Raw genomic sequence first — 23,906 nt, 5'->3', positions numbered from 1 at the left:
TGCGACGGACTGACCGGCCTGCCGGACGCGGTCAACACGGTCTGGCCTGCGACGATCGTACAAACGTGCGTGGTTCACCTCCTGCGGAACAGCTTCCGCTACGCGGCCGGGCAGGACTGGGAGAAGATCGCGAAGGCGCTCAAGCCCGTCTACACCGCGCCGACCGAGGACGCCGCCCTGGAGCGTTTCCTGGAGTTCAGCGAGGCCTGGGGGCGGAAGTACCCGGCGATCGTGCGGCTGTGGGAAAGTGCCTGGGCGGAGTTCGTCCCCTTCCTCCAGTTCGATGTCGAGATCCGGAAGATCGTGTGTACCACCAACGCGATCGAGTCCGTCAACGCCCGTATCCGCAAGGCCGTGAGGGCCCGCGGCCACTTCCCCACGGAACAGGCCGCGCTGAAGTGCGTCTACCTCGCGGTGATGAGCCTGGACCCCAAGGGCACCGGAAGCAAGCGCTGGACCATGCGATGGAAGGCCGCACTCCAAGCCTTCGACATCACCTTCAACGGCCGGCTCACCGCCGGACGCCGGTAGAAACAATCAACCGAGTCCCACCGTTCGCTGTACAGACCCCCACTGGGAAGACCTCGACCTCGACGGCGGCACCGCCACCATCCACCGCTCCCTCCAGCGCACCCGCACCCAGGGCCTGACCGTCCTGCACACCAAGACCCTCGCCTCCGAACGCCGCATCGCGCTCCCCACCGAATGCATCAACTCCCTCAAGATCCACCAGGAACAGCAGCAAGAAGAGCGTCAGGCAGCCCGGGCGGATTGGACGGACAACGGGCTCGTCTTCACCACCCCGAAGGGCAGGCCGCTCGACCCCGGCAACCTCACCCGCCGCTTCCGCCGCCTCCTTCACAAGGCTGGACTCCGGATGATCCGCTTCCACGACCTCCGTCACTCGACGGCCACCCTGCTCCTGGAACAGGGCGTCGACCTCGTCGTCATCAAGGAACTCCTCGGACACGCCCACATCGGCGTCACCGCCGGCGTCTACGCCCACGTCCGGCTCCGCCTCCAGCGCCAGGCCATCGACACCCTCGGCAGCATCCTCGGCCCGACCGACACCCCCGACGACCCACCCACTGCTGCCGTCGTCCGCTGACGTTGCCGTCACCGCTGCCGTCAAACGGCCCGAGGGCCCCCTCCGCACAGAAGCGCGGAGGGGGCCCTCTTCTGGGCAACGGCTACCCGACCTCCCATTAGGAATGACCTAGTGGGAAATTACCGACGAGCGCCGCCTAAACGTCTACGGCAGGCCCTGAACCGTCCATACCAATCAATTCCGGCCGCTTCTCAAGAGAGCCCCAGTCGAGGATCTCGCGAAGCTTCCGAGACAGATTCCCTTCGTCGACCTGAGCTTCACTCAGGTTCACTTCGACAGGCGTCGAGATTTCAAGAATCTCCGCATCCTCAGCAGTGAATTCCAGCGCTAGAACCAGATTGGAAAACCGCACGCTCCGAAGGCAACCGTAGACGGTGAAGCCTCGCTCAGTAGAGACGTTATAGGAATCCATTCCAGACTGGACTTCTTGCTCATCAGGCTCATACGTGGATCGCTGAATTGAGAACGATCGCGGGACCCCAGCACCATCCACGCCAGCAAGTCCCACCTCAAGGGTCTCTTCGTCCTCGTAATCCTCGAAGAACCCAACCTCTGTGGCAGTCAATCTCATCATTAGCGCCTCCTCCTTCCAGCTGTCCATGACCCAGCTCCCTTGGCGCCAGACCATTCGTATGTGACCGAAACTCCCAACTCATTGACCATGCGGTTCATCGCACCCTTGCACCGCGAGCAAGGGGGGAGTTGGCCTTGCATCTTAACCGAGTCGCCAGCACTCAACGGGAACTTGCCAGCGAAGGGATCGTTCGGGAGCGAGACCTTCGGTCCAGTGGAAGCACCCGCCATGCGTGAGAATCGATGCTCCGTATGCGTGAAAGCCGAGTTGTTGGGATATCCGAGCGAAGCCTCTTCAGGCGTCATATCGCCGCTCTCCAGCGAGATATCGCTCTTACTTCCATCTGACGACGTCACGGAGATATCGCACATGTGCCCGTTACCGCCAGTGTTGTGAACGAGTACCGGCGTGGCCCCCGCCAGCACATAGTACGTGTGCGTGTCACGGACGGTGAGGTTGTGGACGGTTTCGCCGGCTGCGGTCCAGCGTTCGACCGCGGTGATCTGGACATACGTTCCGGCGCTGGTGCGGAGCCATTCGCCGGCCTTGAGGTCGGTGGCGTCGATCCAGGCGTCGAGCGCTTCGACCCAGAAGGGGTGGCCGTCCGTCGCGGTGACCGAGGCGGTCTCGTCGCCCCGGTCGCCGTCGGTGTCGACCGTGACCTTGACCAGGTGCTTGAGACCCTCGCCCTTGATCTCGGCGGTGACCGTCTCGACCGTCTTCCGCCCGGTCTCCGGGTCGGTGGCCAGGACCTTGTCGCCGACCTTGACGTCCTCGATGGCCTTCGTCGAGCCGTCGGCCATCACGACCTTGGTGCCGGGGACGAAGCTGTTGGCGACCGAGCAGGACCCGCTCGACTCTCCCGCCTTGCCCGCACCGCCGTCACCGCTGCTGCCGCCCTTGCTCCGTGAGGAGCCGCCGGAGGAACCACCCGACTTGGTGGTATCGGCCTTGGCGCCACCACCCGAGCTCTTGTGGGTCGCCGACGCCGAGGAGACCTTGGGCGCCGCCTTGGCCTGGGCCTGTTTCTGGACCGGGCTGCCTGTCTTCTTCGTCTGGTTGACGGCCTTGTTACTGGTCGTCTGTTTCTTCTCCGCCGCCTTCTTCTTCGCGGCCTGCGCCGCCTTCTTCGCCTTCTCTATCGCCGCCTTCTTCGCCGCGAGCGCCTTGTGCTGCGCGGCCTTGGCCGCGGCCAGGACCGCCTCGGCCTTCTTCTTCGCCGAACGCCAGGCCTGGATCGCGTTGATCGTGCGTTTGACGGCCTTCAGGACGGAGGGGATCTTGCCGAGCTTCGTCCACGGAATCGCGCCGATGATCAAGCTGCCGCACGACCACATGTCACCGCCGAAGCACGCCATCGCGTCGTTGAATCCGATGAAGTCCTTCAACGTCGACCAGGCGACGGACAGCACCACCGAGGACAGCGAACGCCCGGAGTCGGACTTGGCCTGCGCGATCTGCGCCAGGCTCAGCCCCGCGCCGGCCAGGGCCGCCGCCGTCTCCGACGCCGTCAGGGAGACCGCCAGACCCGTCGGGTCGGACAGCGTCACCGGGTTGTTGTGGGCGTAGGTGTACCCGTTGGCCTGCATCGGGTCCGCGATGTCCAGCACCGGGTCCGCCGACAGGAAGCGCCCGACGGCCGGGTCGTACATACGGGCACCGAGCTGGGTGTAGCCGGAGGCGTCGTCCGGGGAGACGCCCAGGAACGCCGCACTGGTCCGCGGGCCGGTACCGGAGGCAGCGGCGCCGCGCTCGTTGCCGAAGGGGTCCTGCTTACGGACCCGCACCGGCATCCCGTCGGTCATGGCGACCTCGGCATACGTACTGCCCTGGTGGTCACCGACCTCGGCGGCCAGCGTGCTGGCCTTCTGGTAGCCGTACTGGTGACGCAGCACGCTGCCGCCGGGCGCCCCGTAGCTGCGCTGCGTGGAGACCAGCTTGCCCGCCGCCTGCGTGGTGACCTCGGTCTCCGCCAGGTGGAGCGTGGCCTGCTTGCCCTGGACGGTCAGCAGACGGCCGCCGTCCGGACCGTAGATGTAACGGGTCTCGTTCTGCGCCTCCCACTTCTGCGCGGCCGAGGTGGCCGAGCAGGTGGTGAGGACGGTGGAGGTGCTGTCGGCGGTCGCGCCGCCCTCGACCGCGACGCAGAGGCCGGTGCCGACGTGCATCAGCTGGCCCGACGCGTTGCGCTTGATCTTCTGGTCGGCGGAACCGTCGCACTTGTGGAGTCGCAGATCAGACCCCGCGGAGGGCGAACCGGGCGCGACGCACCAGGTGCCGCCGTGGAAGGTCATCGTGCCGACGTCCGGGTCGGACTGGCCGGGCGCCACCTGGAAGGACCACTTCTGGGAGGCCGCTCCGTTGCAGGAGTACAGGTTGACGGGCCTGTTCTCCTCCGGCTTGCCGCCGTTCAGGTCCAGGCACTTGCCGCCGGGGCCGACGTAGGAGGTCTTGCCGCCGCTGCCCTGGCCTGTGAGGCGCTCCACCTGGCCGTCCCAGGTCCAGGTGAGGTCCTGGGTGTCACCGTTCTCCAGCGAGGTGACCTGCTTGGTCTCGCCCGTGAGCTCGTAGAGCCGTTCGGCCTCCGCGGTGACCTGGGCGCCGGCCGGAGTGGTGTACTTCTTGGTCACCTTGGTCAGGGTGTGCGGCTGGGAGCCGTCCGCCTTGCCGTAGGTGTAGGTCGTCACCGCGTCCTTGGCGGTGGCACCGGTGAGGTCCTTCTCGGTGAGCTTCGTCCGGTTGCCGAGCAGGTCGTACTCGTAACTCTGCCAGTAGCCGGAGTCGTCCGGGCCGGCCGTCACGTTGAGGGCGCCGCCCTCCTTGACCGGGCCGTCGGCGCAGTGGTCGAGGTCGGCGGAGGTCCACGCCTCGGTCAGCTGGCCGATCGGATCGTAGGTGAAGCACTGGCGTTCCTGGATGCCGGTCGAGCGCTCCCGGATACCGGTGACGTTGCCCGCGTTGTCGTACGAGTACGACCGGTGGGAGGCGAGCTTCCCGCCGACCACCGAGGTGTCGCCGTTCTGCTCCCGGTACACCTGCTGGTCGGTGAGGGCCCCGGAGGCGTCGTCGAAGCCGGCGAGCGCCCACACCCGGTGGGGCTGGGCTCCCAGCGTGGAGCGCAGCAGCTGGCCGTACGGGGAGTACTGGGCCTCGGAGCCGTACCAGTCCTTGCCCGAGACCGAGAGCGGCAGCCCGTCCTCGTTGTAGCGCACGACCAGCTTCTCGCTGTCGAACGCCCCCGCAGCGGGGATGGTGCCGTCCAGGAGGAGACCGGTGTCGCTGTAGTGGTACGTGGAGGTGTAGGACTTCCGCAGGCCCCAGGTGGTGGCGACGGATTCCGGCAGCGACAGCGTGGTGGAGCGCGGCTGGTAGTCGGCGGTGTAGCCGTCGACCGACATCGTGTATTCCTGGCCGTCCGTGACCCGCCCGGATGCGGCCGGCAGGCCCTTGCCGCCTGCGGCGGTGTCGTACGTGCTCCAGGCGAGCAGGTCGCCGGTGGGGCCGTCGAGGCGTTGCTTCGTGGGGCGGGACAGCTCGTCGTACTCGGTCCAGACGGTGACTCCGCGCGCGTCGGTCGTGGTGACGGGCCGGTCGCGGTGGTCGTACGCGGTGGTGCTGGTGCCGCTGTCCGGGTCAGTGGCCGAGACCATCCGGCCGCGACCGTCGTACTTCCAGCTCCAGCTCCGCTTCGGGTTCTGTGCGCTGTACGCCTTCACCAGCTGGCCGAGTGCGTCGAACTCGTACTTCACCGAGGTGTACTGGGTGCGTTCGGCGTCGGTGAAGGTGTCGACCTGGGTGGTGCGGCCCATCGAGTCGGTGCGGACGCGGTAGGAGGCCGCGCCGGAGGGGTTGATGACCGTGGACCAGTCGGCGCCGTACTCGTAGCGGGTCGAGCGGGCCGCCATCTCGCTGCCGCCGAGGATCGGCAGTTCCTTCACCACACGGCCGAGGCCGTCGTAGGTGTAGCGGGTCGCGTTCGGTACGGCGGTGTCGGCGAGCGGGGTGAAGAGCCGGCCGTTCGGCTTGCCGTCGGCCAGGTAGGCGTTGTTGGTCTGCCAGACCTCGCCCGAGCTGTTGTACAGCGTGTCGGTGATCAGCCGGCCGCCGCCGGTGGCCTCCTCCTGCGCCTGGCGCTCACGGCCCAGGCCGTCGTAGATGGTGACGGAGGTCTCGACCCGGTCCCTGTGCCCCCGGCTCTTGGTGACCACGTACGGAGGGAAGCGGTCCGACTCCTCCGGGTCGTTCTTCGAGATGTGGTACTCGGCGGCGAAGTCCGGCACCGCGGCGGACGACCGGGCGCGGCCCGGGGCCCATGCCTGGACGATCCGGCCCAGTGGGTCGAACTCGGTCTGCGTGGCGTGCCCGTTGGCGTCGGTGCTCTTCGTGGTGGTGCCGCGGCCGGGCTCGACCTCCTGGGTGGAGGCGTGGCCCTTGGAGTTCGTCTCGGTGACGCCGAACGTCTGGCCGTGGACCATGGTGTACTCGGTCGTGGACGACCTGCCGTCCGGGTCGGTGGCCTTCACCACGCGGCCCAGGGAGTCGAACCCGACGGTGCCGTCGGACTGGAACCCCGACCCGTCGGCCTTCAACGACCAGGTCTGGGTGGCCAGACCCCGGGTGGAGCCGGTCAGCGCGGCACCGTACTCGCCGCTGTCGTAGGCGGTGCGGGAGCCGGAGGCGAGCTTCTTCAGGTCGGTGAAGTCCGCCGTGGCACACGGAGTGGCGCTACTCAGGGTCTGCTTGGTCAGACCGATGATGTTCTTGTCCGTGCGGTGGACGTACTCCAGCTCGGTGCAGGAGACGTCACCGACGAGGCCGGGGTCGGCCTTGTCCTTGAGGGTCTCGATCCGTACCGGCAGGCCGTACTCCGCGTCGTAGCCGGTCTTCGTCTCCGATGTGTGGACGGTTGACTTGCCGTCCTTGCTGTAGGCGAGCTGGCGCGGTTCGGTGACCCGCCAGGCCTTCAGTGGGTCGAGGCCGTCGCCCCGGGTGCGGGAGGCCAGTTCGGTGGCTTCCGGAACGGTGACGGAACGAGTCAGCCAGGCGGTGTCCGCGTCGGTGGCCTCCGCGTAGGTGAGCTCCTCGGCTATGCGGCCGGCGAACGGCTCGCGGTCGTAGGCGATGTGTGTGCCTGTGATGTCCTTGACCGGGACGCTGTCGCCCATGCCGCGGAAGAACCGGGTGACGGCCTTCGTCCGCTTGCTGCCGATCGTCTTGTCGTCGGCGCCCGTGAGCACGGTGGTCCGGTCGAAACCGGCGAACTGCGAGTACGTCCGCGTGGACTTCTTCGTGAACTCCTGCTGGGCCAGCTTCCAGCCGGCGGTGCCGTACGTGTACTTGGTACTGGTCGAGTAGGCGCCGTCGACGTTGGGCAGTTCCTCGATCTCCTGGACCACGTACTTGTGGAACCAGTCGATGTCCTCCTTCTCCGGGTCCGGGTGCCAGAAGGAGGGGTAGCACAGACGTGTGTTGCCCTTCAGCGCGGCCTTGTCCGACTTGCCGGGCAGCCCCTGTCCGGTGGCGCACTGCCCTTCCGGCTGCTTGTACGTGACGACGGTCTCGCCCCCGTACTCGTTGATCACGCGGCCGATGCGCAGACGGGAGAAGCCGGGGCGGGGGTCCTTGTCACCGCGCATCACGCGGTTGGGCATGTCGTCCGCGTTCGCCTCGAACCGGACCGGGTTCAGCTGCTCGCTCGCGTCGGTGTCACCGTTGCGGGCGAAACCGGTGCGGGTGATCGTTTCGAGCCACAGAGCGGTGTTCGGGCCGGTGCGCAGAGAGGGGAAGGACTGCTTGAGCTGGTAGCGGTCCACCGCCTGACGGGCCGTGGTGTCGGTACGCCGCTGCGCGGAGGTCTCGATTCGGTCCAGGCGCTTGGTGGACCAGAATGAGGGCGCGGCGTTCCAGCACATCTTGCCGGAGGCGCACCGCAGATCGGCCGGGGTGTCGTACCAGATGCGGTACTTGCCGGGGTCCTTGGACGTGAAGTTGGCCTCGTTGCACGCGAGGGAGCCTTCGGCGTAACAGCGTGGGGCGACCTCGAAGGCGACGCGGCCGGGGGCCTCCGCGGAGAAGATGGTGTTCTTGCGCTGGCCGTAGTCGATGTGCAGGAGGTAGCCGTCACGGTCGTAGGAGACCGGGGCCTTCCAGTTGAAGTTCCGGGCGTAGTGGTTGGTCTCCTTCTTCCACCACAGGGACATGGCGTTGCCGTGGACGTCCTCGACGTAGTCGAGGTTCCACCGCCAAGCCTGCTCGCAGTCGGAACCCTTCCAGTCGCCGGCCTTGTAGCAGGGCTCGCCCGCGTGGTTGCCGAACACCGGGACCGTCAGGACCGAGTGGGTGACCGGGTCCCCCTTGGACCAGCCCGGCAGATGGTTCAGGCCGAAGTGGTACCTGGTGCCGTCACGGGTGGTGACGATCCAGTACTCGCCGTCGGCGTCCGTGTTGTCCTTGGACGTGTCCTTGATGATCTGGATTCGGGAGCCGTCGCCGTTGGCGGTGAACCACTCCTTCTGGTCCGCGTCCCAGACCAGCTCGGTCGTCGCTCCGCCGAGCGTCAGGGTCGCGTTGTCCGAACCCCAGCACAGGTCCCCCGTCTTGTGGGACGCGTTGTTGGAGCCCGCCTTCTTGGCGTCCTCGCGACAGGAGGCGTAGGTGCGGGTGATGGAGCCGGCGTTGTAGTCCCAGCCGTCACCGATCCAGGACGCCTGGTTGTTGGTGGCCGACGTCCGGCCGTCCACCGACTGGGAGGAGTAGGACAGAGCCACCTGAGGGGTCAGACCGCCGGCCGCCTCGGGCACCTGCACCTGGTAGCCGTAGGTGAAGGCGCCGGAGGACGAACCGGCCGCCCAGGAGCCGGACGACTGGAGCGGGGTGGCGGTGAAGTCGCCCGCCGCGGAGGCTCCGGTGTCCAGCACGCCGACGGCGCGGGAGCCGGTCTCGGCCGAGCCGGCCGCGCTCATCGCACCGGACGCCTTGGAACCACTGTCGGGTCCGAGGAGTTCGGACACCGGGACGGTGGCGGAGACCACCCGGCGGGTCCGGAGGGTCTCGCCCTCCTTCTCCGCGGCAGCCCGCAACTTGGCGGTGCCCTTCGGGTGGACCAGTTCGATCTCGCTGGCCAGCGGCTGCACCTGCGCCGTCGCGCCGTCCGCCGCCTCCTCGGCCGCCGGTTCGGGAGCGCACTCGCCTTCGGTCGGCGCGTCGACCACGCAGTTGGGCAGCAGGACGACGCCGAACCGGTCTGCGGCCTGCGGTCCGTACAGGTCGGCGAAGGAGGTGTAGTCGACCCCGACGGTGACCTCGGCGTCCGGGTCGGCGGTGGCCGGCGGGGTAATCTCCATCAGCAGGCCGTCGACCTCGGCGGCCTGTGAGTCCTCTGGCGCCTTCAGATCGACGGTCCACTCTCCGGCCAGCGCTGCCGGATCGCCTTCCTCGGGTACGCCGAGCGAGACCGTCGGTACGTTCTCGACCGGGACCGACCTGCCCGGTTCCACGTCCGTCAGGTCGGCGGTGCCCACACCCGGTGACCACTGCTCCACGGCTTGCGGGGCGTACGGGGTGGTGGCCTGCTCGGGTGCGGTCGTCAGGTGCTTCTCGGCGCTCTCGTCCTGTTCCGTCCGCGTGCTCTCGGGCAGATCGGGGAGTTCGACCGCCATCGCCTCGCGGGGCTTCGGCGGAACGGCCACCGCCTCCAGCGACAGGCCGCCCCAGGTGAGCGCCGACGCCAAGGAGACGATCACCGCCATACGGAGATGCCGACGTCTCCGTCGGCATCTTCCGGACAAGGCCGGCCGGCGAAGCCCCGGCCAGGACCCCGGACCTGCTGCACGCATGCGTCGACTCCCACCTTGCGCAAAGGACGGCGGACATTGGAAACGCCAAGCAGCGCCCCCTGTGTGGACGCACGCGCCGGGAATCTTCACAGGAACCACAAAGAATGATCAAGAAACGCAGCGTGACCGCCCGGCGCCGTAAGTGATCTCCGCCACGGGAGAAAATGATCTTGAACCCATCCAATGAGCCGAACGGGATCTTCCGCCCACACCGCTTCACTCGGGTGCCTTGCGCCCCAAAAAGCCATGGGTCGCAATCCCTTTCGCCCCCCGACCCCGTCACGCTGAGTTTTGATCACAAAACAATAAGTCTTTACTTTTGGGTGGTTGCCCCGGTCGCATGCGATCGTGCGGGCGCCTGTCTCCCCGCGCTCGGCAAGGCGGGGACACGGACATATCGACCCGCCCATCCGTCCGGTCCCCTCGGAGAAGCCCGTGACCGTGCCACGCCCGCTCAGACCGTTCGTGCGCAGCCGCACACGGCTGTCCGTCACCCTCGGCCTGCTCGTGGCCGCGCTCACGGCGTCCCTGCTGCCGTGGCTCACCGGCTGGCCCGGGGACGAGGACGCGACGCCGCAGGCCCGAGGCGGCGCCGCCGAGGCGTCCCCCGCCGGCGACCACCCGCGGACCGAGTCGGAGGCGATCGACGCGGCCCACCGCACCGGCAAGAAGGTCCTCGTCGAGGCGGCCACCACCGCCACCACGCTCACCTGGGCTCTGCCCGACGGAAAGATGCGTCAGCAGATCCACGCCACCCCGCAACGGGCGAGGAACGCCGACGGACAGTGGGCGCCGATCGACACGACTCTGCGCCGCACCAAGGACGGCATCACCCCGGTGAACGCCGTGACACCGGTCCGCTTCTCGGCCGGCAGCCGTCCGGAGCGCGCCGACCGCGGCTTCCTCCGGGCCACGCCCGGCGCCGAGGACAGCGTCCTGGCCGAGGTCGAGCTGGAAGGCCACACCGTGGCCTACACCTGGCCCGAGCCACTGCCCGAACCGGTGCTCGACGGCCCACGGGCGCTGTACCAGGAGGTCTTTCCGGGTGTCGACATGCTGCTGGTCGCCCGTGAGGAGGGCGGCTTCGCCCAACTGATGGTCATCAAGTCGTCCGAGGCCGCGCAGAACAAGGAGCTGAAGACCCTCGTCTTCGGACTGCGCTCCGAGACGGCACAGTTCGAGCACAACCCCACGACCGACACGGTCCGTGTGCTGGACTCGAAGAAGGGCAGGGAGATCGGTTCCGTGCCCACCCCGTTCGCCTGGGACTCATCGGGCCGCGACCCCGAGCTGGAACCCGGCTCCGAGGCGCACACGGCCACCGGAACCGCCGAGGACGTCCTGGCACTGTCCGGCCTGAGCGGCATCGAACCCGGCGCGCAGAGCAGCCCGTTGCGGACCGCCCTGGACAAGGACGACGACGGGGCCCGTCTCAGCCTGGACCTGGCCGAGACCGGTCTGCTGCAGAACGACGACGTCCACTACCCACTATTCGTCGACCCGTCGATCAAGCCGGCCTGGAAGTCCTGGACCGTCGCCTACAGGCCCTACCCGAACTCCAGTTTCTACAACGGCACCAACTTCAGCTCCGGCACGTCCGACGCGCGCGTCGGCTACGAGAGCGACACCAAGGGCCTGGCACGCTCGTTCTGGACGATGGGCTTCTCCAGCACCCTGAAGGGCGCCACCGTCACCAAGGCGCAGTTCAAGGTGCTCAACAACCACTCGTGGTCGTGCGACGCCCGGCAGTTCCACCTCTACCGCACCGGGGCCATCTCCTCCGGCACGACATGGAACAAGCAACCGAGCTGGTCGTCGCTGCTCCAGTCGCAGTCGTTCGCCCACGGCTACAACAGCTCCTGTTCCGACGAGTACGTGCTGTGGAACGTGAAGGCCGGTGCCCAGTACGCGGCCGACGCCGGCGCGTCGACCCTCACTCTGGGCATGCGGGCCAACACCGAGACCAGCGCCTACACCTGGCGCAAGTTCCGCGCCACGTCGGCCGCCCTTGAGGTGGACTACAACCGCAAGCCCAACGAGCCGACCGGCGGCACCACCACCCCCGGCGGCGCCTGCCTGGCCGCCCCGGCCAGCCGAGCCGTCGCCAAGACGAACATCGTGCTCTCCGCGACCGCGACCGACCCGGACAAGAACCTCTCCAAGCTGCGCTTCCGCTGGTGGAAGTCGGGGGCCAGCGCCCCCGCGGGCACCCTGGTCACCCCGAACAGCAGCGGCAAGGCGACGCTGACGATCCCGTCCAGCAGCCTCGCGGACAAGACCACCTACAAGTGGGACGTCCGCTCGGAGGACACCGCGGGCGCGGTCTCCACCTACTTCCCGCCCGGTGACCAGCCCTGCCAGTTCACCGTCGACGGCTCCGCGCCGCCCGCACCCGACGTGACCAGCGTGGACTTCCCGGAGGCCACCCCGGACGGCCTGACGTGGTCCGAGAAGAAGTTCGGCGCGACCGGCGTCTTCACCTTCAGCTCCCCCGGCGCCACCAAGTTCTCGTACACGCTCACCGGCGCCGACTACACCGAGAAGGCCGCCACCACCACCAAGGACGAGTCGGGCAACAGCGTCGGCGTGCTCACCCTGACCCTTGCCCCGCCCGGCGCCGGCCCCAACAGCATGCGGGTCTACGCCCTCGACGCGGTCGGCAACAAGTCGAAGGACTACACCGACTACGTCTTCTACGTGCCGCCGCGGGACACCGCGGACGCGCCGGGCGACCTCAACGGTGACGGACGTGCCGACCTGCTCACCATCAACGCGAACGGCGACCTCCGGTCCTACCCCGGCCTGCCCGACGGCGAGCTCTACACCTCGCTCGCGGCCGGCTACTCCACCGGCGGGAAGCTGAACCCCGCCGGCCACTGGTACGCCCCGGCCACCGGCAAGGCCGCGTTGATCACCCACTACGCCGACGTCTACCCCGGCGACGGCGTCACCGACCTGTTCGCCCGTACCCCGGACGGCAGGTTCTGGCTCTACCCGGGTGACGGCTACGGCAGCTTCGACGTGGACAAGCGCCTGGAGGTCCGTCTGCCCTCGGACACCCCCGACCCGGCGGCCTGGGTCCAGCTCAAGGCCGTCGGCGACATCACCGGTGACCGGCTCCCGGAGGTGTTCGTGCGCACCGGCGACGCCCTCTGGGTGCTGCGCGGCTACACCGGCGGCGCCTTCCAGGAGGCGGTCCGGTTGAGCGCCAGCGCGTGGGAGGTGCGGGACATCGTCAACGTCGCCGACATCGACCTGGACGGTACGCCCGACCTCCTCTGGCGGAACACGTCCAACGGGAACATGTACATCCGGCACGGCAAGCCCGGCACGGCCACCGGGAGCGTGGACCTGAACTCGCTCAGGACGGCCGCTGACTCCCGGGAGGGCAAGGACACCTCGTACGGCACGGGGTGGACCGGCGCGAAGATCGACACCGTGATCGGCATTCCGGACATCAACGGTGACCGCGTCCCCGACATCTGGGCGCGCTTCACCGCCGACGGATCGGTGAAGGTGTACCACCCCTCCACCACCAACACGAACCCCGCCGCGAAAACCGTGATCTCCGGCGGCTGGGGGACCATCAGGGCCTTCGGCTGACGCCCCGTCCCGGCAAGGCCGGCGGTCCTGGCGCCACCCCGCACCCGGACCGCCGGCCCCTCATACCGCGCCCTCCCCGCACGGCCCCGTTCCCCTACGTGACCGAGCCCACCCCCCGCTCCCGGGGAACTCCCGCGACAATGAAGACGTGATCACCTCACCCGCGCGGAGCCCCCGGCGCGCCGAGCACGCCGCGACGCCGTACGTCGACCTCTCCCGGGCGGAGTGGAGCGCGCTGCGCGACAAGACACCGCTGCCGCTGACCGCCGACGAGGTGGAGCGGCTGCGGGGGCTCGGGGACGTCATCGACCTCGACGAGGTGCGGGACGTCTATCTGCCGCTCTCGCGCCTCCTCAACCTGTACGTGCAGGCCACCTCCGGGCTGCGCGGCGCCCTGAACACCTTCCTCGGGGACGCGGGCAACGGGCAGGGCGCGCAGCGCGGGACGCCGTTCGTCATAGGGGTCGCGGGCAGTGTCGCCGTGGGCAAGTCCACCAGTGCCCGTATCCTCCAGGCGCTGCTGGCCCGGTGGCCGGAGCACCCGAGGGTGGAGCTGGTGACCACCGACGGCTTCCTGCTCCCGATGAAGGAGCTACACGCGCGCGGCCTCATGTCGCGCAAGGGGTTCCCGGAGTCGTACGACCGGCGCGCCCTGACCCGTTTCGTCGCCGACATCAAGGCCGGCAAGGACGAGGTGACCGCACCCGTCTACTCGCACCTGATCTACGACATCGTGCCCGGCGAGCGGCTCACCGTACGGCGTCCGGACATCCTGATCGTCGAGGGGCTGAACGTCCTCCAGCCCGCCCTGCCCGGCAAGGACGGCCGCACCAGGGTGGGACTCGCCGACTACTTCGACTTCAGCGTGTACGTGGACGCCCGGCCCGAGGACATCGAGACCTGGTACCTCAACCGCTTCCGCAAGCTGCGCGAGACGGCGTTCCAGGACCCGTCCTCGTACTTCCGCAAGTACACGCAGGTCTCCGAGGCGGAGGCGTTGGAGTACGCGGCCACCATGTGGCGCACCATCAACCGGCCGAACCTCGTGGAGAACGTCGCTCCGACGCGTGGACGTGCCACGCTGGTGCTGCGCAAGGGGCCCGACCACAAGGTCCAGCGGCTGTCCCTGCGCAAGCTCTGAGCCGTTCGAGCCGCCCGAGCCTTCACGAGGAGCGTTGTGCTGCATCTGCGCCTGATCGTGCCCGCCGACCGTACGGACGAGGTGACGGGCCTGCTGGAGCGGACCGCCGGCACCGCCCACCTCGTGGTGCTGCCCGGGGTCGCGCGCGACCCCGCCGGTGACGTGGTGGTGTGCGACGTCGCGCGCGAGGCGGGCGACGAGCTGATCGGGGCGCTGCGGCGGCTCGGGGTCGACCGGTACGGGGCGGTCACCGTCGCCAACCTGGACCTCACGCTCTCCGCGTGCGCCGAGGAGGCGGAGCGGGCCGCGCCGGGCGAGGGTGCGGACGCGGTCCTGTGGGAGGAGCTGTCCGAGGCGACCCACGAGGAGTCCACGTTCAGCGTCACCTACCTGGCGTTCCTCTCCGTCGCGACGATGCTCGCGGCCTGCGGTGTGATGCTCGACAACTCGATCCTCATCGTGGGCGCGATGGCGGTCGGCCCGGAGTTCGGGCCGCTGGCCGGGATCTCCACCGCCCTGGTGCAGCGCGCCCCGCACCTCGTGTGGCGCTCGCTGTCGGCGCTCGTCGGCGGCTTCGCGGCGGCCATGGTGCTGACGTCCGGGTTCTCCTGGCTGATGGACCTCTTCGGACTGTTCGACCAGGGCATGATCGAGGCCGACCGGCCCAACACCGCGTTCGTCTGGCAGCCGGACTGGCTGTCCTTCGTCGTCGCGTTCCTCGCGGGCGTCGCCGGGACGCTGTCGCTGACCTCGGCGAAGTCGGGGGCGCTGATCGGGGTCGCCATCTCGGTGACCACCGTGCCGGCCGCCGCCAACGCGGCGGTGGCCTTCAGCTACAGCGACTACGCCCAGATGTCCGGCTCCGCGCGCCAGCTCCTGGAGAACCTCGGCGGCATCGTGCTCGCCGGCACGCTGACGCTGATCGCCCAGAAGGCGCTGTGGCGCGCCGCCCAGCGCCGGCAGCGCGCCCAGGAGCCCCCGGCGGCGGCCGAGGGGAACGGCTGAGGCGGGTGGGCGGCGAGCCTTCGCGGCGCCACCGCCCACCCCCGGCCCCGGCCGCAGCCCGAGCCCCACCCCCGGCCCCGGCCGCAGCCCGAGCCCCGGCCCCGGCCCCGGCCGCAGCCCGAGCCCCGGCCCCGGCCCCGGACTACCCCAGCGCCGACTTCACGACATCCGCCAGCTGCCCGGCCACCGCGCGTGCCTGCTCGATGTCCGCCGCCTCGACCATGACCCGTACCAGCGGCTCCGTGCCCGACGGGCGCAGCAGGACGCGGCCGGTCGCGCCCAGCTCGCGTTCGGCCTCGGTGACGGCTGCGGCCACCTCCTGCGAGGTGTGCACGCGGGACTTGTCGACGTCCGGGACGTTGACGAGGACCTGCGGCAGGCGCTCCATCACGCCGGCCAGCTCCGCGAGCGGGCGGCCCGTCGCGGCGACGCGGGCCGCCAGCATCAGGCCGGTCAGCGTGCCGTCGCCGGTCGTGGCGTGGTCCAGGACGATGACGTGGCCGGACTGCTCGCCGCCCAGCGCGTAGCCCTCGGCCTTCATGGACTCCAGGACGTAGCGGTCGCCGACGGCGGTCTGGACGAGCTGGATGCCCTCGCGCTCCATGGCGATCTTGAAGCCGAGGTTCGACATCACGGTGCCGACGACGGTCTCCCCGCGCAGTTGTCCGGCCTCCCGCATGGCGAGGGCCAGCACGGCCAGGATCTGGTCGCCGTCGACCTCCTCGCCCGCCGCGTCCACGGCCAGGCAGCGGTCGGCGTCGCCGTCGTGCGCGATGCCGAGGTCGGCGCCGTGCTCGACGACGGCGGCGCGCAGCAGCGCCAGGTGCGTGGAGCCGCAGCCGTCGTTGATGTTCAGGCCGTCCGGCTCGGCGCCGATCGTGATGACCTCGGCCCCGGCGCGGGCGAAGGCCTCGGGCGAGACGTGGGCGGCGGCGCCGTGGGCCTCGTCCAGGACGACCTTCAGGCCGTCGAGCCGATTGGGCAGGACGCCGATGAGGTGGGCGACGTAACGGTCGAAGCCCTCGGTGTAGTCGGTGACGCGGCCGACGCCGGAGCCGGTCGGGCGGGACCACGGCTCACCGGTGCGGTGCTGCTCGTAGACCGTCTCGATGCGGTCCTCCAGCTCGTCCGCCAGCTTGTGGCCGCCGCGCGCGAAGAACTTGACACCGTTGTCCGGCATGGCGTTGTGGCTGGCCGAGAGCATGACCCCGATGTCGGCGCCCAGCGCGCCCGTGAGGTAGGCCACGGCCGGGGTCGGCAGCACGCCGACGCGCAGGACGTCGACGCCCGCGCTGGCGAGGCCGGCCACGACGGCGGCCTCCAGGAACTCTCCGGAGGCTCGTGGGTCACGGCCCACGACGGCCGTGGGCCGATGGCCCTCGAAGGTGCCCGCCTCGGCCAGTACGTGCGCCGCGGCCACTGAGAGGCCGAGCGCGAGCTCGGCCGTCAGGTCCGCATTGGCGACACCGCGCACGCCGTCCGTGCCGAAGAGTCGTCCCACTGGTGTCCTCCGAAAGTGCTCCGAAACGCAAAGTTCAGATCAAGTAACCAACAAGCCTATGAACGTCTTATGTCGTTATATGCCCGAGGATGTCGATAAACGAACGCCCCGGCAGCACGAGGTGTGCCGCCGGGGCGAACGTGTAACGCGGATGAGCAGGCGGTTTAGCGCTTGCTGTACTGCGGGGCCTTGCGGGCCTTCTTGAGACCGGCCTTCTTGCGCTCGACCGCACGGTCGTCGCGGGAGAGGAAGCCGGCCTTCTTCAGCGTGGCGCGGTTGTTGTCCACGTCCGCCTCGTTCAGCGCACGGGCCACACCGAGGCGCAGGGCGCCGGCCTGACCCGAGACGCCGCCACCCGAGATGCGGGCGATGACGTCGTAGCGGTTGTCGAGCTCGAGCACCTTGAAGGGCTCGTTGACTTCCTGCTGGTGCACCTTGTTCGGGAAGTAACCCTCAAGGGTGCGACCGTTGATCTTCCACTTGCCGGTGCCCGGGACGATCCGGACGCGGGCGATGGCGTTCTTGCGACGGCCGAGGCCGGCGGCGGGCTGCGGGTCGCCGAAGCGGCCGGCGAGCGACTCGGAGGTGTACTCACCCTCGACGGGGACCTCCGACTCGAAAGTGGTCACCTCGGCGAAGGTCTCCTCGCCCTCGGTGCCCACAGCCTCGTCGGTGCTTGTCTCAACAGTGGTCTCGGCCACGATTCTCCTCAGATCTTTCTTTACGTCTTTGGGGGGAGGCCGGAACTACTGCGCGACCTGGGTGATCTCGTACGGGACCGGCTGCTGCGCAGCGTGCGGGTGCTGGTCGCCCGCGTAGACCTTCAGCTTCGAGATCATCTGACGGCCCAGGGTGTTCTTGGGGATCATGCCCTTGATGGCCTTCTCGACGGCCTTCTCGGGGTTCTTCGAGAGCAGCTCGTCGTAGCGCACGGAGCGCAGACCGCCCGGGAACCCGGAGTGGCGGTACGCCATCTTCTGGGTCTTCTTGTTGCCCGACAGGTGCACCTTGTCGGCGTTGATGATGATGACGAAGTCGCCCATGTCCATGTGGGGGGCGTAAATCGCCTTGTGCTTGCCTCGGAGGAGGTTCGCAGCCGTGGTGGCCAGACGGCCCAGGACGATGTCCTGCGCGTCGATGATGTGCCACTGGCGAGTGACATCGCCGGGCTTGGGGCTGTACGTACGCACTTCGTAGCCTTCGCTTCTTCAGTGGATGGGGTCCAGACACACGGCACCTCTGAAGCGATCATGCAGCTGGGGCTCACAATGCCGGGGACGCTGCCCGTATGCGAGCCACTGGTAACTGCTCCAGAGAACCTACGTAAGGGCCCTTCGCGTGAGAACGACGCAGCCAATACGTATAACAAGGGTCGACACTACCCGCCCCGCCCCGGACGGGTCAAAACGCGGGGCGGCCCTTGGGCGGGCGGCATCCCCGGGGCTCGCCCCGGTCCGGGGCGCGGGTCTCTGTCCTCAATCGCCGGACCGGCTTGAATAAGGCGCCGGCCCCGTGGGTTCGCCCCGTCCCGAGGCGGAGGGTTCCGTCCTCAATCGCCGGACGGGCTCAAAAGCACGCCCGCGCTCCCTGGGTGGGGTCCGGGGTCCCTCCGGGGCGTCTCCTCGGACGACGAACGTTCCGCCGGTACGCAGTGGCACCCGGGTATCCGTTCCCCGTCCTGCGGGGACTCCCCTGCACGCCCCCGGACCGGCCGCCGTGCGTCTGCGGCAGACGTACCACCGGCGTACAGACGCAGGCACACGTGGGTGGGGGCGTGCAGGGCAGTCCCCGCAGAAAATGGCGTACGACCCGGGTCCTCCACGTACCCGGGTGAACACGCCGTTTTTGAGGAGTCTGCCCGGAGGGCCCCCACCCCCACCCACCGGACAGAGGCGCGGCCCGCACCCACCGGACAGAGGGCGCGACCCGCACCCCGCGGAGGGGCCCCGCGTCACCGCGCCCGCTCCACCCGCCGCTCGTCCCACACCGGCTCGGGCGTCTCCCGTACGACCCCGTCCGAGCCGAAGACCAGGAACCGGTCGAAGCTCTTGGCGAACCACCGGTCGTGCGTGACGGCCATGACCGTGCCGTCGTACACCTCCAGGCCGTCCTGCAACGCCTCCGCCGACTCCAGGTCCAGGTTGTCCGTCGGCTCGTCCAGCAGTAGCGCGGTCGTGCCGGACAGCTCAAGCAGCAGGATCTGGAACCGGGCCTGCTGGCCGCCGGACAGCTTCTCGAACGGCTGGTCGCCCTGCCGCTCCAGCTCGTAGCGACGCAGCACGGACATCGCCGCGCCCCGGTCCTTCGCGTGCTCCGTCCACAGGATGTCGACCAGCGTCCGGCCCAGCAGCTCCGGGTGGGAGTGGGTCTGCGCGAAGTGGCCGGGGACCACCCGCGCGCCGAGCTTCCACTCCCCCGTGTGCGCGACCGGCTCGCCCGCCAGCAGCCGCAGGAAGTGGGACTTGCCCGAACCGTTGGAGCCGAGGACCGCGACCCGTTCCCCGTAGTAGATCTCCAGGTCGAACGGCTTCATCAGGCCGGTCAGCTCCAGGTTCACGCAGGTCACCGCCCGCACCCCGGTCCGGCCGCCGCGCAGCCGCATCCGGATGTCCTGCTCGCGCGGCGGCTCCGGCGGCGGGCCCGCCTCCTCGAACCTCCGGAAGCGGGTCTGCATCGCGTGGTAGCGGCTCGCCATGTCGGGGCTGTTCGCCGCCTGCTGCCGCAGCCGCAGGACGAGCGCCTTCAGCCGCTTGTGCTCCTCCTCCCAGCGCCGCAGCAGCTCCTCGAAGCGCGCGAACCGCTCCTTGCGGGCCTGGTGGTACGTGTCGAAGCCGCCACCGTGCACCCATACGTCGCTGCCGGCCGGGCTCGGCTCCACGCTGACGATCTTCTGCGCGGCCCGGGACAGCAGCTCGCGGTCGTGGGAGACGAAGAGGACCGTCTTACGGGTCTCCTTCAGCTTCTCCTCCAGCCACCGCTTGCCGGGCACGTCCAGATAGTTGTCCGGCTCGTCGAGCAGCAGCACCTCGTCGGGCCCGCGCAGCAGCGCCTCCAGGACCAGCCGCTTCTGCTCACCCCCGGACAGCGTGCGCACCTCGCGCCACTGCGCCTTCTCGTACGGGACGCCGAGCGCGGCCGTCGTGCACATGTCCCAGAGCGTCTCGGCCTCGTACCCCCGCGCCTCCGCCCAGTCGCTCAGCGCCTGCGCGTACGCCATCTGCGCGGCCTCGTCGTCCACGGTGAGGATGCGCTCCTCGGCCCGGTCGACGGCGAGCGCGGCCTCCCGGATGCGGGGCTGGGCGACGGAGACCAGCAGGTCGCGGACCGTACGTTCGTCGCGCACCGAACCGACGAACTGCCGCATCACGCCGAGCCCGCCGCTCACCGACACCGAGCCGCCGTGCGGCTGGAGCTCCCCGGCGAGCAGCCGCAGGAGCGTGGTCTTGCCGGCCCCGTTCGCCCCGACGAGGGCGACCACGGCACCGTCCGCCACCCGGAACGAAGCATCGCCGAGCAGCACCCGCCCGTCCGGTAGGTAGTACTCAAGATGGCCTGCTTCGAGATGTCCCATGCACAGCATTGTCACGGGCCGCGAAGCATTGGCCCAACCGATTTGGCTTCGGTCTAGGATGCGCGGCATGAGCTTTGGGCAAGGGGGGCCCTCCTGGGGGCCGGCGGGGCCGGGAAACAGCGGGACTCCGGACTGGGAGGCACTGGCCGAGGCGTCCGCGGCGCGCGCCAGGCGCAAGAAGTTGCTGCTGATCGGCGGGGGCGCGCTGGCCACCGCGGCGGTCGCCGCGATCGTGGCGACCGCGGTCATCTCGGCCAACAGCAACCACTCCGACGGCACCGCCGGCAAGCACACCGGCGAGCTGCCCTCGGCGAGCGCGCTGCCCAGCGAGACCACCGAGCCCGAGCCGTCCTTCTCCTCGGTGGCGCCGCCGCCCCCGCCGGACCCCAAGGACTACATATCCGACGTGAAGAAGGACCGGCTGCCCGTCACCGTCGACGCCTTCTTCCCCGGAAAGACCCTCACCTCCGGCGACCGCGTCCACACCAAGGGCGCCACCCACAGCACCACCCACTGCGCCACGACCACGCAGGGCGCGCTCGGCTCGATCCTCACCGCCAACGGCTGCGACCGGGTCATCCGGGCCACCTACAGCCACGACGGCGTGGCGGTCACCGTCGGCATCGCGGTCTTCGACACCGAGGCCCAGGCCAAGAAGACCGCCCAGCAGGCCAGTGGCGGCATCGCCTCGCTGAGCGGGTCGGGCGTCCCCGTCTTCTGCCGCGACGGCGCGATCTGCCGCCGCACCGCCAACTCCTACGGCAGGTACGCGTACTTCACGGTCGGCGGCTTCACCAACGGCAAGGACGTCACCAAGGCCGACAAGAACGTGTACGCCGTCGGCGACGACCTGACGAACTTCACGTTCCGTCAGATCCGCCACCGGGGCGAGGTCCAGGCATCGGCCGCCGCGACCGTCACCACGACCTGAGCCTCCCGGGTCAGCAGCAGCCGGCCCCCGGCAGGGTCCGCACATTGCGGGCCTCCACCGCCCGCGCGGCCAGCAACTCATCGGCCGGGTACGCCACTTCCTCCAGCGTCAGCCCGTGCGGGCGCACCACGTGCACCCCCGGGTCGCGCACCCCGGCCGCCAGCACCTCGGCCGGCCACGGGTCGGGGCGGCGCCCGTCGCCCACGAACAGCATCGCCCCCACCAGGGCGCGCACCATGTTGTGGCAGAAGGCGTCGGCCTGCACGGTCCCGGTGATGACCCCGGACGCCTCGTCCCGTACCCAACTCAGCTTCTGCAGCGTCCGGATGGTCGTCGCGCCCTCGCGCTTCTTGCAGTACGCGGCGAAGTCGTGCTCCCCGGTCATGCGCACGGCCGCGGCGTTCATCGCGGCCACGTCCAACGGCCGGTCGTGCCACAGCACATGGCCCCGCACCAGGGGGTCCACCCCGCCGGGCCGGTCCGCCACCCGGTAGGCGTACCGACGCCACAGGGCCGAGAACCGGGCGTTGAACCCCGCCGGTGCCTCCGCGATCCGCCACACCCGCACATCGGGCGCCATCCGCCCGGCCAGCCGCCGCAACAGCTTCTCCGCGTGCTCGGCCCACACCTCGGCCGGCAGGTCCACATGGGCCACCTGGCCACGGGCGTGCACCCCGGCATCGGTACGCCCGGCCACCGTCAGGTCGTACGTGCGCGAGGAGCGGGTCACGGTCCGCAGCGCGTCCTCGATCTCCCCCTGGACCGTCCGCCGCGCGGTCTGCTTCGCCCAGCCCGAGAAGTCCTTGCCGTCATAGGCCAGGTCCAGCCGCACCCGCACGAAGCCGGGCTCCACCTCGTCACTCACCAGCGCATCCTCTCAAGATCCCGCACAGCCGAACGGGCCCGCACCGCCCCGGAGGGTGATGCGGACCCGTTCAGTGGTTCCGGAACGCTCAGGCGTCCTTCGCGTCCTCGACGGACTCGACCGGGGTCTCGTCCTGCTTGGCCGCGTCTTCCTTGACCGCACGCTTGGTGGCGGCCTCGGCCTCACCGGTGGCCTGCTGCGCCACGGTCAGCGCCTCGACCAGCTCGATGACGGCCATCGGGGCGTTGTCGCCACGACGGTTGCCGATCTTGGTGATGCGGGTGTAACCACCGGGGCGGTTCTCGTACCGCGGGGCGATCTCGGTGAAGAGCGTGTGGACGACGCCCTTGTCCGTGATCGACTGCAGCACCAGGCGACGGTTGTGGATGTCGCCCTTCTTCGCCTTGGTGATGAAGCGCTCCGCGACCGGACGCAGGCGACGCGCCTTGGCCTCGGTCGTGGTGATGCGGCCGTGCTCGAACAGCGACTTCGCGAGGTTGTTGAGAAGAAGCTTCTCGTGCGCGGCGCTGCCGCCCAGACGGGCACCCTTGGCGGGCTTCGGCATGGGTTTTCTCCTTGTGTGCTGCACCGGCCGTATCAGGTACCGATGTCAGTTCCCGCGCGGCGGTCGCCACGCGGAAGTCTTCCTTTCAAGCCCGTCCGGCGATTGAGGACAAAGCCCTCGACCCGGGGTCCGGGCTCAGTACTGCTCGGTCTCCACGAAACCGGCGTCCGCGTCGTCGTCCGCCCCGAAGGCGTCCGCGGCGGCGGTCGGGTCGAAGCCGGGAGGCGAGTCCTTCAGCGCCAGGCCCATACCGGCCAGCTTGGCCTTGACCTCGTCGATCGACTTCGCACCGAAGTTGCGGATGTCGAGCAGGTCCGCCTCGGAGCGGGCCACCAGCTCGCCCACCGAGTGGATGCCCTCGCGCTTGAGGCAGTTGTACGAGCGGACCGTGAGCTCCAGCTCCTCGATCGGCAGCGCCAGGTCGGCCGCGAGGGCGGCGTCCGTCGGCGACGGGCCCATGTCGATGCCCTCGGCGTCGATGTTGAGCTCGCGCGCCAGACCGAACAGCTCGACCAGGGTCTTACCGGCCGACGCCATGGCGTCACGGGGGCGCATGGCCTGCTTGGTCTCGACGTCGACGATCAGCTTGTCGAAGTCGGTGCGCTGCTCGACACGGGTCGCCTCGACCTTGTACGTGACCTTGAGCACCGGCGAGTAGATGGAGTCGACCGGGATGCGGCCGATCTCCTGGCCGACCTGCTTGTTCTGGACGGCGGAGACGTAGCCGCGACCGCGCTCGACGGTCAGCTCCATCTCCAGCTTGCCCTTGCCGTTCAGCGTGGCCAGGACCAGGTCCGGGTTGTGCACCTCGACACCGGCCGGCGGGGCGATGTCCGCGGCGGTGACCAGGCCGGGGCCCTGCTTGCGCAGGTACATCACGACCGGCTCGTCGTGCTCCGAGGAGACGACCAGCTGCTTGATGTTGAGGATGAGGTCGGTCACGTCCTCCTTGACGCCCGGCACGGTGGTGAACTCGTGCAGGACACCGTCGATGCGGATGCTGGTGACAGCGGCACCCGGGATCGAGGAGAGGAGCGTGCGGCGCAGGGAGTTGCCGAGCGTGTAGCCGAAGCCGGGCTCCAGCGGCTCGATGACGAAGCGCGAGCGGAATTCGTCGACGACCTCTTCGGTCAGCGACGGACGCTGAGCGATCAGCATGATGTGAATCCTTCAGTCGTGGGCGCCCACTATTTGACACCCGACAGAT

At 69.4% G+C, this 23,906-nt stretch carries 14 protein-coding genes and 1 pseudogene; 6 read left to right on the top strand and 9 right to left on the bottom strand.

Annotation, left to right across the window (positions count from 1 at the left end; all coding sequences use genetic code 11):
• Both E6P78_RS02195 and E6P78_RS02190 read left to right on the top strand, forming a co-directional pair.
• The coding region (locus E6P78_RS02195; RefSeq protein ID WP_206307692.1) for a transposase at nt 1-531 on the top strand (531 nt) is incomplete at its 5' end.
• A gap of 40 nt (nt 532-571) precedes the next feature.
• Nucleotides 572-1,108 (top strand): annotated as a pseudogene (locus E6P78_RS02190) (site-specific integrase); the annotation flags it as partial.
• Nucleotides 1,109-1,244: 136 nt separating this feature from the next.
• On the opposite strand, the gene E6P78_RS02185 reads toward E6P78_RS02190, so the two are convergent.
• The gene (locus E6P78_RS02185; protein WP_240799003.1) at nt 1,245-1,709 is read right to left on the bottom strand and encodes an Imm10 family immunity protein; all 465 of its coding nucleotides are present in this window, start codon (nt 1,707-1,709) and stop codon (nt 1,245-1,247) included.
• Nucleotides 1,682-9,430: a ricin-type beta-trefoil lectin domain protein gene (locus E6P78_RS02180; protein ID WP_136201735.1), complete on the bottom strand. Its 7,749-nt coding sequence runs from the start codon at nt 9,428-9,430 to the stop codon at nt 1,682-1,684. Before E6P78_RS02180 ends, E6P78_RS02185 begins: the two co-directional genes overlap by 28 nt.
• 522 nt (nt 9,431-9,952) lie before the next feature.
• On the opposite strand from E6P78_RS02180, the gene E6P78_RS02175 reads away from it, so the two are divergent.
• The 3 genes from E6P78_RS02175 (at nt 9,953) to E6P78_RS02165 (ending at nt 15,266) form a co-directional block, all read left to right on the top strand.
• On the top strand, nt 9,953-13,120 hold the full coding sequence (locus tag E6P78_RS02175) for an FG-GAP-like repeat-containing protein (protein ID WP_136201734.1): 3,168 nt from the start codon (nt 9,953-9,955) through the stop codon (nt 13,118-13,120).
• A 148-nt stretch (nt 13,121-13,268) separates the two neighbouring features.
• A complete protein-coding gene (gene coaA, locus E6P78_RS02170; protein WP_136201733.1) occupies nt 13,269-14,261 on the top strand; it encodes a type I pantothenate kinase in 993 nt (330 codons plus the stop codon).
• A 36-nt stretch (nt 14,262-14,297) separates the two neighbouring features.
• Entirely contained in the window at nt 14,298-15,266 is a 969-nt protein-coding gene (locus E6P78_RS02165; RefSeq protein ID WP_136201732.1) for a DUF389 domain-containing protein, read from the top strand.
• 142 nt (nt 15,267-15,408) lie between these two features.
• Here the strand turns inward: E6P78_RS02165 and glmM are convergent, their stop codons facing one another.
• The 4 genes from glmM to E6P78_RS02145 all read right to left on the bottom strand — a co-directional run bounded on the left by glmM (nt 15,409) and on the right by E6P78_RS02145 (nt 20,347).
• Nucleotides 15,409-16,767 carry a phosphoglucosamine mutase gene (glmM, locus tag E6P78_RS02160; protein ID WP_136201731.1) on the bottom strand — a complete coding sequence of 453 codons (1,359 nt, stop codon included), beginning with the start codon at nt 16,765-16,767 and terminating at the stop codon, nt 15,409-15,411.
• A 164-nt stretch (nt 16,768-16,931) separates the two neighbouring features.
• On the bottom strand, nt 16,932-17,429 hold the full coding sequence (gene rpsI, locus E6P78_RS02155; protein ID WP_136201785.1) for a 30S ribosomal protein S9: 498 nt from the start codon (nt 17,427-17,429) through the stop codon (nt 16,932-16,934).
• A gap of 84 nt (nt 17,430-17,513) precedes the next feature.
• Nucleotides 17,514-17,957, bottom strand: a complete 444-nt coding sequence (gene rplM / locus E6P78_RS02150) for a 50S ribosomal protein L13 (protein ID WP_136201730.1) — start codon at nt 17,955-17,957, stop codon at nt 17,514-17,516.
• A gap of 761 nt (nt 17,958-18,718) precedes the next feature.
• Complete coding sequence (locus E6P78_RS02145; RefSeq protein ID WP_206307698.1) at nt 18,719-20,347, bottom strand: ATP-binding cassette domain-containing protein; 1,629 nt, start codon at nt 20,345-20,347, stop codon at nt 18,719-18,721.
• A gap of 58 nt (nt 20,348-20,405) precedes the next feature.
• Between E6P78_RS02145 and E6P78_RS02140 the strand changes: the two genes are divergently transcribed.
• On the top strand, nt 20,406-21,269 hold the full coding sequence (locus E6P78_RS02140) for a hypothetical protein (protein ID WP_136201728.1): 864 nt from the start codon (nt 20,406-20,408) through the stop codon (nt 21,267-21,269).
• A gap of 10 nt (nt 21,270-21,279) precedes the next feature.
• Here E6P78_RS02140 and truA read toward each other — a convergent pair whose 3' ends face one another.
• The 3 genes from truA to E6P78_RS02125 form a co-directional block, all read right to left on the bottom strand.
• Entirely contained in the window at nt 21,280-22,134 is an 855-nt protein-coding gene (gene truA / locus E6P78_RS02135) for a tRNA pseudouridine(38-40) synthase TruA (protein WP_136201727.1), read from the bottom strand.
• Nucleotides 22,135-22,222: 88 nt separating this feature from the next.
• Nucleotides 22,223-22,699, bottom strand: a complete 477-nt coding sequence (gene rplQ, locus E6P78_RS02130; protein ID WP_136201726.1) for a 50S ribosomal protein L17 — start codon at nt 22,697-22,699, stop codon at nt 22,223-22,225.
• A gap of 135 nt (nt 22,700-22,834) precedes the next feature.
• The gene (locus E6P78_RS02125; RefSeq protein WP_003966937.1) at nt 22,835-23,857 is read right to left on the bottom strand and encodes a DNA-directed RNA polymerase subunit alpha; all 1,023 of its coding nucleotides are present in this window, start codon (nt 23,855-23,857) and stop codon (nt 22,835-22,837) included.
• Nucleotides 23,858-23,906 lie beyond the last annotated feature (49 nt).

Origin of the sequence: Streptomyces sp. A0958 (assembly GCF_004795035.1) — a bacterium.
In the GTDB taxonomy this organism is placed as follows: domain Bacteria; phylum Actinomycetota; class Actinomycetes; order Streptomycetales; family Streptomycetaceae; genus Streptomyces.
This window is presented reverse-complemented; position numbering and strand designations above follow the sequence as displayed.